The sequence below is a fragment of the Kosakonia sp. genome, from assembly GCF_032104925.1.
Lineage (GTDB): Bacteria > Pseudomonadota > Gammaproteobacteria > Enterobacterales > Enterobacteriaceae > Kosakonia.
This window is the reverse complement of record NZ_DAMCGF010000006.1, coordinates 220201-234499: the sequence shown is the minus strand read 5'-3', so window position 1 is coordinate 234499 and position 14299 is coordinate 220201. Positions and strand designations below refer to the sequence as shown.

Annotated in this window: 11 protein-coding genes; 4 read left to right on the top strand and 7 right to left on the bottom strand. The window is 60.3% G+C overall.

The annotated features are described in order from the left end of the window. Nucleotides 1–134: 134 nt before the first annotated feature. Genes entH through entC form a run of 5 tightly spaced genes read right to left on the bottom strand, consistent with a single transcriptional unit; the run spans nt 135 to nt 4961 of the window. Complete coding sequence (entH, locus tag RT644_RS14660; protein ID WP_313627144.1) at nt 135–548, bottom strand: proofreading thioesterase EntH; 414 nt, start codon at nt 546–548, stop codon at nt 135–137. Then, on the bottom strand, nt 549–1304 hold the full coding sequence (gene entA / locus RT644_RS14655; RefSeq protein ID WP_020456938.1) for a 2,3-dihydro-2,3-dihydroxybenzoate dehydrogenase EntA: 756 nt from the start codon (nt 1302–1304) through the stop codon (nt 549–551). Next, nucleotides 1304–2155, bottom strand: coding sequence for an isochorismatase (locus RT644_RS14650; RefSeq protein WP_313627143.1), 852 nt, complete (start codon nt 2153–2155; stop codon nt 1304–1306). Before RT644_RS14650 ends, entA begins: the two co-directional genes overlap by 1 nt. A gap of 10 nt (nt 2156–2165) precedes the next feature. Further along, a complete protein-coding gene (gene entE / locus RT644_RS14645) occupies nt 2166–3776 on the bottom strand; it encodes a (2,3-dihydroxybenzoyl)adenylate synthase EntE (protein ID WP_313627142.1) in 1611 nt (536 codons plus the stop codon). Between the two features lie 9 nt (nt 3777–3785). Next, the gene (entC, locus tag RT644_RS14640; RefSeq protein ID WP_313627141.1) at nt 3786–4961 is read right to left on the bottom strand and encodes an isochorismate synthase EntC; all 1176 of its coding nucleotides are present in this window, start codon (nt 4959–4961) and stop codon (nt 3786–3788) included. Between the two features lie 259 nt (nt 4962–5220). Between entC and fepB the strand changes: the two genes are divergently transcribed. Then, nucleotides 5221–6108, top strand: coding sequence for a Fe2+-enterobactin ABC transporter substrate-binding protein (fepB, locus tag RT644_RS14635; RefSeq protein ID WP_313627140.1), 888 nt, complete (start codon nt 5221–5223; stop codon nt 6106–6108). On the opposite strand, the gene entS is transcribed toward fepB, so the two are convergent. Next, nucleotides 6109–7350: an enterobactin transporter EntS gene (entS, locus tag RT644_RS14630; protein WP_313627139.1), complete on the bottom strand. Its 1242-nt coding sequence runs from the start codon at nt 7348–7350 to the stop codon at nt 6109–6111. It abuts the gene before it with no gap. A gap of 112 nt (nt 7351–7462) precedes the next feature. On the opposite strand from entS, the gene fepD reads away from it, so the two are divergent. From fepD to fepC, 3 genes are read left to right on the top strand one after another with little or no spacing between them, the layout of a single operon-like run. After that, on the top strand, nt 7463–8467 hold the full coding sequence (gene fepD / locus RT644_RS14625) for a Fe(3+)-siderophore ABC transporter permease (RefSeq protein ID WP_313627138.1): 1005 nt from the start codon (nt 7463–7465) through the stop codon (nt 8465–8467). Beyond that, nucleotides 8464–9456: an iron-enterobactin ABC transporter permease gene (gene fepG / locus RT644_RS14620; RefSeq protein ID WP_313627137.1), complete on the top strand. Its 993-nt coding sequence runs from the start codon at nt 8464–8466 to the stop codon at nt 9454–9456. The genes fepD and fepG overlap by 4 nt, the downstream gene beginning before the upstream one ends. Next, on the top strand, nt 9453–10253 hold the full coding sequence (gene fepC, locus RT644_RS14615) for an iron-enterobactin ABC transporter ATP-binding protein (protein ID WP_097407226.1): 801 nt from the start codon (nt 9453–9455) through the stop codon (nt 10251–10253). The genes fepG and fepC overlap by 4 nt, the downstream gene beginning before the upstream one ends. 152 nt (nt 10254–10405) lie before the next feature. On the opposite strand, the gene entF is transcribed toward fepC, so the two are convergent. Beyond that, nucleotides 10406–14293: an enterobactin non-ribosomal peptide synthetase EntF gene (entF, locus tag RT644_RS14610; protein WP_313627136.1), complete on the bottom strand. Its 3888-nt coding sequence runs from the start codon at nt 14291–14293 to the stop codon at nt 10406–10408. Between the last annotated feature and the right edge of the window lie 6 nt (nt 14294–14299).

Sequence of the window (14299 nt, the reverse complement as noted above, 5' to 3'; positions counted from 1 at the left end):
ATTTTGTATCTATATCAACTCGCGGATTTTAACAACTTTGAAACATGGGAAATTTGCCCTGCCACCAGGCATTTACCTGATTGTGTTACCGGGATCGCAAGAATGCGCCCTCTCCTGTCAAAGAGAGGGCGAGATTACCCCAGCACCGCCGTGCTGAGACGACAGGTGCAGCAGCGTCGGCCTTGTTCGTCGAAGACCACAATTTCCCAGCTTTGGTTCTGCCGGCCAAGATGCAGCGGCTGGCAAACGCCGCGCACTTTTCCCTGCGAAACCGGGCGATGATGGGTGGCGTTTAATTCCGTGCCCACCACGCACTGGCCGTCGCGGGTCATCAGGTAGCCCGCCATCGATCCCAGCGTTTCCGCCAGCGCCGCCGAGGCACCATCGTGCAGCAGACCAAACGGTTGATGCGTACGGCTGTCTACCGGCATTTCCGCCTCAAGGAAATCATCGCCGATGCGGGTGTAAGTAATCGCGAGATGCGCCACCAGCGTGTTGGCGCTTGTCGCGTTCAGTTCATCAAGGGTTAAATGACGTTTCCAGATCATCTACGCCCCCAGCGTCGAGCCGCCATCCACCACGATATCCTGCAATGTGATATGGCTTGCCAGATCGGAAGCGAGGAACAAAATGGTGTTCGCTACTTCCTGCGGGCGGGCGATTTTCCCCAGCGGGATGCCGAGCTTGAACTGCTCGCCAAAACCGCGAATACGCTGCTGTTCGGCGTCATCGCTCACCCACAGCAAACGCTGCATGTCGGTGTCGGTCGATCCCGGTGAAACCACATTGCAACGTACATGGCTTGCCGCCAGCTCAAGGCCAACGGTGAGCGCCAGGCTTTTGAGCGCCGCTTTTGATGCGCCATACGCGCTCATGCCGATACGCGGCGTGTGCGCCGCGTCGGATGCGACGGTGACAATCGCCCCGCTCTGCTGACGGCGAAATTGCGCCATCGTCTGCTGAAACAGGTTAAACGCCCCGCCGACGTTAACAGCGAAGGTGCTGTGCCAGGCGTCTGGTGTCAGTTCATCAGTGGCGGCCATGTGCAACACCCCGGCGGCGTTGACCAGCACATCCAGCCGCTCGCATTGCGCCAGCACGCGCTGGCAAACCACCTGAACTTGTGCGGCGTCGGCAACGTCCAGCACTTCACAGGAGAAAGGGTAATCCGTGCCGCCAAAGGCGAGATCGAAACCGATCACGTGCGCGCCCGCCCCGACAAACGCCTTCGCCGTGGCATAACCGATGCCTTTACCGGCCCCGGTCACCCAGACAATTTTGCCGGTAAAATCCAGACCAACCATTACTTCACCTCACGCGAAAGCAGCGTCCACCAGGCGTCAATGGTCGGGTTTTTCGCCAGCATAACAAAGTCGATATCGCCATGTACTTTGCGCCAGCGCGCGGCGAGCGCCATCATGCGCACGGAATCGAGGCCGTAGTCGATGAGATTCTCGTCATCTAACGGTTCGTCGGACTCATCCAGCAGCGGCAGGATCAGCGTGCGTAATGCCGCTTTGCTGCCCGGCACAGCCAGTAATTCTTGCGTCATCACCACGCGACCAGCACGCCCGGCGACATAATTAAGCGACATCAAATGCTCTTCGCGGCTGAAATCCGCCAGCGCGTCGGCAACCATAAACGGTTTGATATCGCGCATAAACGCATCGGTGGCGGTGGTCATGCAGCCAATGTGTGAATACACCCCGGTGATGAGTAACTGGTTACGGCCGGTCTCTTTGAGCATCTGCTCCAGCGGCGAGCGGTGAAACGCGCTGTAGCGCCACTTCACCAGCACGGTGTCGGCCTCATCCGGCGCGAGCGCAGCAACAATTTTTTGCTGCTCCGGCGAGCGGGTTAAGCCTGGCCCCCACATATCGTTGAGCAGCGCCCGGTCTTCATCGTTCTGCTCTTTCGGCTGCGCGGTGTAGTACACGGGAATAGCGTTTTGCTTGCAGAAATCACGCAGTGCGGCGATGTTCGCCACCACTTGCTGCATCATCGGGCAGTTTTCGCCCCAGAAGTTAACAAAGTAATCCTGCATATCATGGATCAGCAGCGCCGCACGTTCCGGCTCAAACGGCCAGCTCACTTTGTTTTGCGGGATATCGGCCGCGCCAGGCAGCGCGTAGCCCTGTAGTTTTGGAATCGCCATCTTCTCTCCTTTACGCCGGTGCGCGTTGCGCTAACCACTGACGTAACTGTTTTTTATCGACCTTACCCACCGGCGTCAGCGGCAGCGCGTCCACGCACTCCACACGATCCGGCAGTTTGAACTCGGCCACCCCTTGCTCGCGCAGAAAGCGGCGGACAGCTACCGCGCGCAGCGGCGTTATCACCACCAGGTAAGCGCAGCTTTTTTCACCCAGCAGGCTGTCTTCCATGCTGACCAGCGCAGCGTGGATCACCGACTCATGGCGCAGCAGCAGGTTTTCGATCTCCTCGGCGGCAATCTTCTCGCCCCCACGGTTGATCTGATCTTTTTCCCGTCCCTGCACGGTGATATAGCCCTGTTCGTCGATCGAAATCAGATCGCCGGAGCAGTAAAAACCGTGTTCGTCAAAGGCGCTGGCATTGTGTTCCGGGCTGTTAAAGTAACCGCGAAAGGTGTACGGGCCGCGCGTCATCAGGCGGCCAACGTGGCCTGGCGGCAGCAGATTGCCGTTTTCATCCGCCACCCACACTTCATCATCCGGGCACATCGGGCGGCCTTGCGTGTTGATAATGCGGTCAAAGGGATCGTCCAGACGGGTGTAGTTCACCAGCCCTTCCGCCATGCCAAATACCTGCTGCAACTGGCAGCCGATCTCCGCCGGAATACGCGCCGCAAGCGTTGCCGATAAACGCGCCCCGCCGACCTGCAACAGCCGCAGCGAGGCGAGTTGCGCATTGCTGCCCCACTCGGCGATCGCCTGTAACCACAGGCTTACCGCCGGCGGCACCAGCGCGGTAACGTTAATCTGGTGTTTTTCAATCAGCGGGAAGCAGAGCGTGGCACTCGGATCGGCAGCCAGCACCACGCAGCCTTCGGCATGGAAGACGCCAAGCGCGCCGGGTGAACTCAACGGGTAGTTGTGCGCCGCCGGCAGCGCGCAGAGGTAACGGGTTTGCGCGTTAAATCCGCAGATCTCGTTACTGCGCACAATGCTGTAGTAGTAATCATTGTGCGTGCGCGGGATAAGTTTTGGCGTGCCGGTGCTGCCGCCAGAAAGCTGGAAAAACGCCACTTCATCGGCGGGCGTTGGCGTGGCGATAAAATTATCTGCCGGGCGGGCAATGGCGTTTTCGAGCGCCTGCACGCCGCTGTCGCCGCGCAGCAGTACGGTGCGCACCGACGGGTGCTGTGCAACAAACGCGGCGAGGAAATGGTCATTCTCAAACAGCGTGTGGGCGCGATCGGCAATCAGCAGCGCCGGCGTGATTTGCGCGGCATACGCGTTCAATTCGCTGCGCTGATGGCTGAACAGCGCATTCACTGGCACCACGCCGATTTTCAGCAGCGCGAAGAAAACAATGTAGAACTCGCTGACGTTGCCCAGTTGCACCAGCGCGGTTTCCCCGCACCTGATGCCCTGCGCCTGTAACGCCGAGGCCAGATTGTCTGCGGCATCGTTGAGCTGGCGGTAGCTCAAGCGGCGTTCGCCCTCGATCACTGCCGTGGCATCACTGCGCGCGTGGCGGGTCAAAATATCGGTCAGCGGTAAATCCTGCCAGTAGCCCTTTTCACGGTAACGCTCGGCGAACTCGTGCGGCCAGCGGGTAAACGGAATGGTCATGGTTGATCCTCAGTGCAAACCAAATGCGTTCAGCATGGTGGTCAGCTTGACGCCGGTTTCGCGCCACTCGGAAAGCGGCGAAGAGGCCGGAACAATCCCGGCACCGGCGAACAGACGAACATGGTTATCGTGAAGCCGCGCACAGCGAATAGTGACCACCCACTCGCCGTTACCCTCGGCGTCGCACCAGCCAACGATGCCGCCAAACAGCTCACGGTTGAAGGGCTCCAGCTCGGCAATCACCTGTTTCGCCACCTGGTGCGGGAAGCCGCTCAGCGCGGGCGTTGGGTGCAGCAGGCAGGCCAGCGTCAGCGCGTTTTCCCCGGCGACTGCAGTGCCGGTAATCGGCGTGGCCAGGTGCCATAAAGTGGGGGTAGTTACCAGTTGCGGTGATTCCGGCAATGTCAGGGTTTGGCTGCGCGGCTGCAGCACGTTTTTCATCGCCTGCGTCACCAGTTCGTGTTCGTGTCGATCTTTTTCCGAAGCCAGCAGCTTGTTGCCCGCTTCGCGGTCAAGAATGTCGTCCGGCTGGCGACGAGCGGAACCGGCTAACGGCAGCGAACTGAAGTGCTCCTGCTCTTTGCGCAGCAACAGTTCCGGGCTTGCGCCCAGCAGTACGCCGCCATCCGGTAACGGAACGAGGAAGTTGTAACTGGCCGGGTTCTGGGCAATCAGGCGCTCTAACAGCACGCCGCTGTCGATACGGCGGTCGGTGGTTAACTCAATCAGACGCGAGAGCACCACTTTGTCGACTTCCGGCGTGGCGGTGCGCGCGGCGGCATTCGCCACCATCTGCATAAACGTCTCCTGCGATGGGATCGCCTGCTGCGCTGTGACGTTCGGCATCGAGCCACTGGTGAAATAGCGCGCGGATCGCTGTTTCTCCGGGCGGGAGAAGGTTTGCCAGCTATGTGGGATAAACAGCGCAGATGGCTGGGTGGTGTCGAAGGGGATCGCGCCAACCATCACCGGGTGGGCAATGCCCTGCGCTTTCGCATCGGCAAACGCCTGAGCCAGTTTTTGCTGGAAAGCGCTCTCGGGCGCATCGCCGCCCGCGGCAGGCTCGCAAAAACGCGCCACGCACCCGGAGGTGGTGAAACTGCGGTACGGCGACATAAAGAAAAACTGATCCGCGGCCAGCGTCTTCGCAGACTGCCAGGTTTCCTCAGCCAGGGACGTATCCATATCATCCTCCAACAGTGATAAATTAACTAATAATGATTATCATTTGTGTTTTTGAGTAGGTAAGATAAAAAGTTATTGCCCGCTCTGTCAACAGCAGATTGTTCTCTCGCGCGGCGAATGCTTGCATCTGCTTCATTCAGATATGAAAATGAGAAGCATTAACCTCGACAAAAACAGGATATGCGTTGTGAGATGCTCTTTTTTGCGCTGTAAACCCTTAGTGTTTTTAGGAATTTTTGTTTTAGGAATTACCTCAGCGATGGCGGCAGAGTGGCCTCGCCAGGCCACGGACAGCCGTGGAACGCACACGCTACCGACTAAGCCGCTGCGTATTGTTTCCACCAGCGTAACGCTCACCGGTTCGCTACTGGCGATTGATGCGCCAGTTATCGCCAGCGGCGCGACCACGCCAAATAACCGTTTTGCCGACGAACAAGGCTTTTTACGCCAGTGGGGGGAAATTGCCCGGCAGCGCAATGTCGCGCGGCTTTACATTGGGGAACCCAACGCTGAAGCCGTCGCCGCGCAGATGCCGGATTTAATCCTGATCAGCGCCACCGGTGGCGACTCCGCGTTGCCGCTGTATGATCAGCTTTCAACCATCGCCCCGACGCTTATCATCAACTACGACGACAAAAGCTGGCAGGCGCTGTTAACGCAGCTTGGCGAAATTACCGGTCACGAAAAAGAGGCGGCGGCGCGTATCAGCCAGTTCAATCAACAGCTTGCGGACGTTAAAGCACGCATGAAACTGCCGCCGCAGCCGGTCAGCACGCTGGTCTATACCCCGGCGGCACACAGCGCCAATCTGTGGACTGAAGATTCCGCGCAGGGCCAATTGATGCAGCAACTGGGCTTTACCCTCGCGCCGTTACCGGCGAATCTGCACACCAGCCAGAGCCAGGGGAAACGTCATGACATTGTCCAGTTAGGCGGCGAGAACCTGGCCGCCGGGCTGAATGGCGAAGCGCTGTTCCTGTTTGCCAGCGACCAGAAAGACGCGGATGCGCTCAGCCAGAACCCGCTGCTGGCGCACCTGCCCGCGGTGCAAAATCACCGCGTGTACGCACTCGGCGCGGAAACTTTCCGCCTTGATTACTACAGCGCCACCCGCGTGTTACAACGCCTGGCGGCGCTGTTTGGTTAATCAGGCTTCGGCGGCGGGCTGCACCTGGCGAAAACGCCGCAGCTCGCCGAGCACCACCACCAGCAACACGCCCACTATCGCCAGCACAAAACCGCTGATGCTCGCCGATGCGGCGGGCGTCATCATTGACCCCATCGCGCCCAGCAGCGCGGCACCAATGGCGTCACCCGTGACGTTTTGCGCCGTCCATAAACCGTTAATTCGCCCGAGCATCGCTTCCGGGGTTTGCGTTTGCAGCAGCGTGTATTGCAGCAGCGAACTCACCGCCGTCAGCCAGCCGCACAGCGCCAGAAACAGCACGCCCAGCGCCCAGAGGGGCATCAGGCTGAATAAACCGATGGCGATAAACGCGCCAACGGACGCCAGCAGCATAATCACGCCGGGGCGCTCACTGTGCGCCAGCTTGCCGCTGGTTAACGCGCCAATGGCCGCGCCGAGCGGCAGCGCGGCATACAGCAAGCCAATTTCTGCCGCCGACATGTTCCAGCTTATCGCCAGCGCCGGGTAGAGCACGCGCACCGCGCTTGCCATCGTCAATAACCCACCAAGCAGCGCGATGCCGCCAATCAAAGGGTTGTGCAGTAAAAATTGCAGGGCGCTAAGTAGCGATTTCAGCGGGTGCTCGCGCGGTTGTGGTGGTGGCGGTAATGCAGGCAGGCTCAGTAACGGCAACAAGGTGATAAACGTGCCCGCCGCCGCCAGCCCGTAGTTCCACGCAATACCGCCGGTTGCCAGCAGCAAACCGCCGCACATTGGCGAAATAACGGAACCCAGCCGCACCGTCAGCATGGTAATGGCGCCAGCGTGCATCAGGTTTTCCCGCCCGACCAACGCAGGTGTCGCCGCCAGCAGCGCCGTTACGCCCAGCGCGCCGAAAAAACCATCCCACAAACCGAGCAGATAAATTGCCAGCAGCGAAGGCTCCGGCAACAACGCATTCAAATACAGGCCAATAAAACCGACGCCGCAGGTGGAACGCGCCAGCAGAATCAGTTTCTTGCGTTCAAAACGATCCGCCAAAACACCACCAAACATCAGGCCGACGAACATGGCGCTACCGGTCAGTGTAACGGCAAGGCCAACTTGCCAGCTGGAGTGGGTCATCGCCTGGATTTGTACCGGCACCGCTACGCCCAACAAGCCCAGCGAGAGAATCGAGATAAAACGCGCCAGAAATACCGCGCGAAAAGCCGGATGCGTACGCAGCAGACTCAGGTTCAACAGCCAGGATTGTTGCTTCATTCCAATGCCTTAAATACACACTTTCTATGTCCATTCGCAGGCTGCGCATGGTAACATACCAAAACAAGATCGATAACGATAATTAATATCATTATCAAATTTGGGACGTTTTATGTCGTGTTCTGCTTTCCCGGCGCGCCCCGTTACCCTCGCCGGGTTATTGATATTGCTGGTTGTTGCCGTTGCACTCAGCCTGTTTATTGGCGCAAAAGCTCTGCCCGCCGCGGTCATCATCGACGCCCTCACTGACGTCTGTCAGAGCGCGGACTGCACCATCGTCAACGATGCCCGTTTGCCGCGAACGCTGGCAGGTTTACTCGCGGGCGGCGCACTGGGCATTGCCGGGGCGTTAATGCAAACGCTCACGAGAAATCCGCTCGCCGATCCAGGCTTACTCGGCGTTAACGCCGGTGCCAGCTTCGCCATTGTGCTCGGCGCGGCGCTGCTGGGCGCTGTCTCCCCTGTCGAACAATTACTGCTCGCCTTTTGCGGCGCACTGGCGGCGTCGCTGCTGGTCGCCTTTACCGGCAGCCAGGGCGGTGGGCAACTCAGCCCGGTTCGCCTGACGCTGGCGGGCGTGGCGCTGGCGGCGGTGCTGGAAGGATTATCCAGCGGTATTTCATTGCTTAACGCCGACGTTTATGACCAGTTGCGCTTCTGGCAGGCCGGTTCGCTGGATATCCGCACCCTGCAAACGCTAAAAATTGTTCTGATCCCGGTGCTGCTGGCAGCGCTCATGGCGTTGATGCTGAGCCGCGCGCTTAACAGCCTGAGCCTCGGCAGCGACACCGCCACGGCGCTGGGCAGCCGCGTGGCACGCACGCAGTTGCTCGGTTTAGTGGTAATCACGGTGCTGTGCGGCAGCGCGACGGCGGTTGTCGGCCCGATTGCCTTTATCGGCCTGATGATGCCGCACATGGCGCGCTGGCTGGTGGGCGCGGATCACCGCTGGTCGCTGCCGGTCACACTGATTGCCACCCCTGCCCTGTTATTGTTTGCCGATATCATTGGCCGCCTGCTGGTGCCGGGCGAACTGCGGGTTTCCGTGGTCAGTGCCTTTATCGGCGCGCCGGTATTGATCGTGCTGGTGCGCCGCGCACGCGGAGGCAACTTATGATGGCACCCTCCCGCCGCCTGCTCGGCAGTTGCGTGTTTATGGTTATCGCCGCGTTGCTTTTAGCCAACTGGGGTTTACGCAGCGGTTCGGTGACGCTGGCATTTTCACAGGTGCTTGACGTGCTCACCGGCGACGCGCCGCGTGCCATGCAACGGGTCGTGATGGAGTGGCGCTTGCCGCGCGTGCTGATGGCGCTGCTGGTGGGCGCAGCGCTTGGCGTGAGCGGCGCGATTTTCCAGTCGCTGATGCGTAACCCACTCGGCAGCCCGGATGTGATGGGTTTTAACACCGGCGCATGGAGCGGCGTGCTGGTGGCGATGGTGCTGTTTGGTCAGCATCTGGCCGCTATCGCACTGGCGGCGATGGTCGGCGGTATGCTCACTTCGCTGGTGGTCTGGCTACTGGCCTGGCGCAACGGCATTGAAACATTCCGCTTGATCATCGTCGGTATTGGCGTGCGCGCAATGCTGGTGGCGTTTAATACCTGGCTGTTGCTGCATGCCTCGCTGGAAACCGCGCTCTCCGCCGGGCTGTGGAACGCCGGGTCGCTCAATGGCCTGACCTGGGCGAAAACCGTCCCTTCCGCACCGATCATGCTGGTGATGTTTCTTTTTGCCGCCCTGCTGGCGCGCCGTATGCGGCTGCTGGAAATGGGCGATGACAGCGCCTGTGCGCTCGGTGTCAGCGTTGAGCGTTCGCGCCTGATGCTGATGCTGGTGGCCGTTGCACTCACCGCTGCCGCAACAGCACTGGCGGGGCCGATTTCGTTTATCGCACTGGTCGCGCCACATATTGCCCGTCGCGTCAGCGCCACTGCACGCTGGGGATTAACCCAGTCCGCGCTGTGCGGTGCGTTGTTGTTGTTGCTGGCGGATATGATTGCCCAGCAAGGTTTTACGCCTTATCAGTTGCCGGTCGGCGTGGTGACCGTCAGCCTCGGTGGCATTTACCTTATCGCCTTGTTAATTCAGGAGTCTCGCAAGAAATGACCGATTTATCTGCCCGTTTGCGCGGCGAAGCGCTCACCCTTGGCTACGGCAAAAAAGTGGTGGCCGAACACTTAAGCGTGGCGATCCCCGACGGCCATTTTACCGCCATTATCGGCCCTAACGGTTGCGGGAAATCCACCTTACTGCGCACGCTGAGCCGCCTGATGACGCCCGCGCAGGGCCATGTTTATCTTGATGGTGAGCAGATCCAGCGCTATGCCAGCAAAGAAGTGGCACGCCGTATAGGGTTGCTTGCACAAAACGCCACCACGCCCGGCGATATCACCGTGCAGGAACTGGTCGCGCGCGGGCGCTATCCGCACCAGCCGCTGTTCACCCGCTGGCGCAAAGAGGATGACGAGGCGGTGCAGCGGGCGATGCGGGCCACCGGGGTGGAAAGCCTGGCCACGCAGAGCGTCGATACGCTCTCCGGCGGGCAACGCCAGCGCGCATGGATTGCCATGGTGCTGGCGCAAGAGACGGCGATCATGCTGCTTGATGAGCCAACAACCTGGCTGGATATCAGCTACCAGATCGACTTGCTGGAACTGTTGAGTGAGCTGAATCGCGAGCAGGGTTACACGCTGGCGGCAGTGCTGCATGATTTGAACCAGGCTTGCCGCTACGCCACGCATCTGATTGCGCTGCGCGACGGCAAAATTGTGGCGCAGGGCGCGCCAAAAGAGATTGTGACCGCTGAGCTGATTGAGGCGGTGTACAGTATGCGCTGCATGATCATTGACGATCCCATCGCTCATACCCCGCTGGTGGTGCCGCTCGGGCGTTGCGGCAGATAAATGCATTGCGGGTGATGTTTACCCGATATTTGGTGTGGTGACGGTTGTGTTCCGTTCACCAGACGTATCCTGTTTCAGCGGTTCAACAGGCGCAGAACCAGGACAAAGGGGCCTGTATGCCCCTTATAAATGCAGAAGCGTCGGGTCTTTCCCTATTCCCCCAAAATTTCCCTTAACACCGGCCCAATACGCTCAAACGCCTGCGGCGAGATAATCTCGACGTGAGCACAATCCTGACAGTAGACCTCCAGTTCACGAACCCACGGTGCCCAGGTTGTGTGCGGATCGGTGCCTGCGGGTAAGGTGCGCCCGGCGACAAATAGCGTTGCTTTCCCGTCAAATGGCAGGCTGTGGGCGGTGGTCAGCAAGCGAACCGCATCGGCATAGTTGCCCTCGATAACGGAGAACAGCTCGCCGGAGGCTTGCCCCTGCTGCGCGGCGAGAAACGCCTGACGCTCGCGTTCAATCTCTGCCAGCACTTCCGGGTCCAGCCCGTTTGCCTCTTTTTCTGCCCAGTTTTGCGTTTCCGGCGGCCAGGTATCGAGCAGCCCGAGGAACGCCACGTCCTCACCCTGCTGCCGCAGACGCGCGGCAATGCCCTGCGCTAACGTGCCGCCGAGCGAATACCCGAGCAGGTAATACGGCCCGTGCGGCTGCTGCGCAAGTAGCGTCGCCAGGTGTTGCTCACAGGCTTCGTCTAATGTCGCGGCCTGTTGCAGCGGGCCATCCGGTCGCGGTGACTGAATACCGGTGATCGACCAACGCGGCGCAAGGTGACGGGCCAGCACGCTAAACTGCCAGGCAAAACCGGAGGCCGGGTGGAAGCAAAAGAGGGTCGGCCCGTCGCTTTGCCGCAATGGTAGCAAGGTTTCCAGCCCCAGCCGCCCGGTCTGCTCCGCCGAAAGCGCTTGTTCGAGCAACGCGGCAAGTTTTTCTACCGTGGAAGCGACCATGATTTGCCCGGGTGTGACCTGCCGTTCGCACTCGCGGCTCAGTTGCGCCGCCAGGCGCATCGCCAGCAACGAATGCCCACCGAGCGCGAAGAAATCCGCCTGCGCGTCGTTCACTTCGCATCCGAGCAAACCGGAAAATGCCTGCGCGATCAGCGTTTCCATACCGGCGTTGAGCGGGCGGCCACCCTGCTGCACCGCCAGTTCAGGCAGTGGCAATGCTTTTCTGTCGAGTTTACCGTTGGCGCTCAGCGGCAACGCGTCCAGTTGCACCAGCAACACCGGCACCATATGCGGCGGCAGTTGCTCACGCAGTTGCGCCAGTAGCGCCGTTGTCTCCAGCGGCTGTCCGGAGGCAGAAACCACATAACCGACTAACTGGCGTGCATCGCCGCCGCTGGCGGTGGCCTGATTGAAGACACAGGCATGTGCCACCGCCTGAGCCACGTCTGGCAGCGCCAGCATGGCACGGTCGATTTCACCTAATTCAATGCGCTGACCGCGAATTTTCAGCTGGTCGTCGCTGCGCCCGAGGTATTCAACCGCGCCATTTTCCAGCCAGCGTGCGACATCACCGGTGCGATACATGCGTTCGCCTGCGGCAAACGGATCGGCGATAAAGCGGCTGGCGGTGAGATCCGGGCGGCCAAGATAGCCCTGCGCCAGCTGGATGCCGGTGAGGTAGAGATCGCCCGCCACGCCCGGCGGCACCGGACGCATCATCGCGTCCAGAATGCGCAGCCCGGTGTTCCAGACCGGGAAACCAATCGGCACGCTGTTGCCGCGTACACCCGCCAGCGCTTCGCCATAAGCCGGATACCAGCTCACATCCACAGCCGCTTCCGTCGGGCCGTATAAATTATGCAGCGGCGCGCCAGTCAGCTGCTGCCATTCGCGACAGAGCTCGGCAGGCAGCGCTTCGCCACTACAGAACACCTGTTTTAGCGTGCGGCAACTGCGCGTTGCGCTTTCCGGCGTGAGTGAGGCGACAAACGCGGCCAACATCGACGGCACAAAATGCGTGGTGGTCACGCCGTAATGGGTAAAGAAGTCCTGCAACGCTTGTGGATCGCGGTGCGCATCCGGTTCCGCCATCACCAGCTTTGCCCCGGCGATAAACGGCCACCAGAACTCCCACACCGACACGTCAAAACTGCACGGCGTTTTCTGCGCCACCACATCCTGGGCGGTGAGCGGGTAGCTTTCCTGCATCCACAGCAGACGGTTGACGATGGCGGTTTGCCCGACCATCACCCCTTTTGGCCGCCCGGTGGACCCAGAGGTGAAAATGATGTACGCGGTATGCTCCGGACGCGCCAGATTGAGCGCGTCGCTGCCGTGGGTTTCCAGCGGGGCTTCGTAGCAGAAATGACGAAGCGCGGGAATATCGGCAAAGCGCGCCCGTTGGTTCTGCGCAGTGATCAGCAGACGCGGTTTGGCATCGTCTAGCATCATTTTCAGCCGCTCGTCCGGGTAACCGGTATCCAGCGGTAGCCAGGCGGCACCTGCTTCGACAATGCCGTGCAGCGCCAGCGTCAGGAACACCGAGCGCGGCAGCGCCACCGCCACGCTGTCGCCGGGCTGAACACCAAGCTGGCGAAGCTGGTGCGCCAGCGCAACAACCTGCTCGCGCATTTCGCGATAGCTAAATTGCCACTGCGCATCTGCCAGCGCGGGGGCATCCGGCGTTTTCGCCGCCTGCGCGGCAACCAACGCGCTTAAGGTGGTAGTCGGCAGTATCTTGCCGGTATCGTTAATGTCTGCCAGCCGCTGCGCTTCTGGCGATAAGAGCAACTCAGCATCGCCGCAGCGCAGATGTGGATTTTCGGCAAACTGCCTGAGCAGATGCGCCAGCCGCCCGACGTGTGTTTTTAAGGTGGATTCATCATAACGGCTGCGGTTCGCCAGCACTTCCAGCGACAACCCGCCCTCTTCGTGCGGGAACAGAGCGATTTCCAGATCGTTCACGGGGCCGGTCGCCAGCGTGTGCGTGGTGCCTTTAATGCCATCAACATCCAGCAGATAATCAAACATTTTGACGTTAAATACCGGGCCGAACAGCGGCTCGTCGCCCGCTGCACGCCCGGCGTCACGCACAATTTGCTCGGCGTCATAACGCTGGTGGCGACGCATCGCTTTCAGGCTGCCCGCAAGCGTTGTCGCCAGCGCGGAGAGCGTTTGAGTACCATCCAGATGAATGCCCAGCGGCAGTACGTTAAGCACCGGCCCGGTAGCGGTTAACGCCGCCGAACCCATGCGGCGCATAAAGATAAACCCGGCGGCATAGTCGGTGCGTCCGCATAGCCGACCAAGCCACAGTGCGGCCAGCGCCAGCGCCAGATCGGCGGGTGAATGGTGGCTAAAAGCCTGGGTTACGCGGCGAAATGCCCCGGCATCCATCGCCACGTTGAGACGTAAAATATCGGTTGTTGCCGCGCGCCCCGGCAGCGGCGTGTCGGAAAGGGAGACCGGAGAAGGTAACGCGCTGCGCTGCTGCGCCCAAAAAGCGCGGTCACGCTGCCAGGCATCGCTTTCACAGTAGCGCTGATACTCTTCCACCACCCCGGCAAACGGCGTAAAGGGCGATGTCGGTGTTGCCTCGCCGCGTCGCCATGCGCTGTAAATGGCGGCAATCTGGCGGGTAATGGCCGGAAAACTGAAGCCATCAACCAGTAAATGGTGATAACGCTGATACCAGTACCAGTGCTGCTCGCCCACGCGTAACAGTTGGTGGCAAACCAGCGGATTACCACTCTCCACGCGCAGGTTTTGCGCCAGGTCGGCCTGCATTATCTGTAATGCAGCAGCGTGCGGTTGGCGGCTGTCATGCAAATCGACGATCGCCGGCAGGGCAAAGACATGAGCCTCGTCGACCCACTGCCACACTTCGCCGTTCACCTCTTCAAAGCGCATACGCAGCGTATCGGCCTGCGACAAACCGCTGGCAATCGCCTGTGCCAGCAGCGCGGCGTCGATATCGCCCTTCAGTTCAACATAGTGCGCCACGCTCCAGGCGTTGGGCAGCGTGGAGAGTTTTTCCGCCATCCATATCCCCGGCTGTGCGGCGACCAGCGGTAAACGTCGGGTCATTTTCCG

Coding starts and splice junctions, on each gene's coding strand:
- entH (WP_313627144.1), bottom strand. CDS start 548: ATGATCTGGAAACGTCATTTAACCCTTGATGAACTGAACGCGACAAGC.
- entA (WP_020456938.1), bottom strand. CDS start 1,304: ATGGTTGGTCTGGATTTTACCGGCAAAATTGTCTGGGTGACCGGGGCC.
- RT644_RS14650 (WP_313627143.1), bottom strand. CDS start 2,155: ATGGCGATTCCAAAACTACAGGGCTACGCGCTGCCTGGCGCGGCCGAT.
- entE (WP_313627142.1), bottom strand. CDS start 3,776: ATGACCATTCCGTTTACCCGCTGGCCGCACGAGTTCGCCGAGCGTTAC.
- entC (WP_313627141.1), bottom strand. CDS start 4,961: ATGGATACGTCCCTGGCTGAGGAAACCTGGCAGTCTGCGAAGACGCTG.
- fepB (WP_313627140.1), top strand. CDS start 5,221: ATGGCGGCAGAGTGGCCTCGCCAGGCCACGGACAGCCGTGGAACGCAC.
- entS (WP_313627139.1), bottom strand. CDS start 7,350: ATGAAGCAACAATCCTGGCTGTTGAACCTGAGTCTGCTGCGTACGCAT.
- fepD (WP_313627138.1), top strand. CDS start 7,463: ATGTCGTGTTCTGCTTTCCCGGCGCGCCCCGTTACCCTCGCCGGGTTA.
- fepG (WP_313627137.1), top strand. CDS start 8,464: ATGATGGCACCCTCCCGCCGCCTGCTCGGCAGTTGCGTGTTTATGGTT.
- fepC (WP_097407226.1), top strand. CDS start 9,453: ATGACCGATTTATCTGCCCGTTTGCGCGGCGAAGCGCTCACCCTTGGC.
- entF (WP_313627136.1), bottom strand. CDS start 14,293: ATGACCCGACGTTTACCGCTGGTCGCCGCACAGCCGGGGATATGGATG.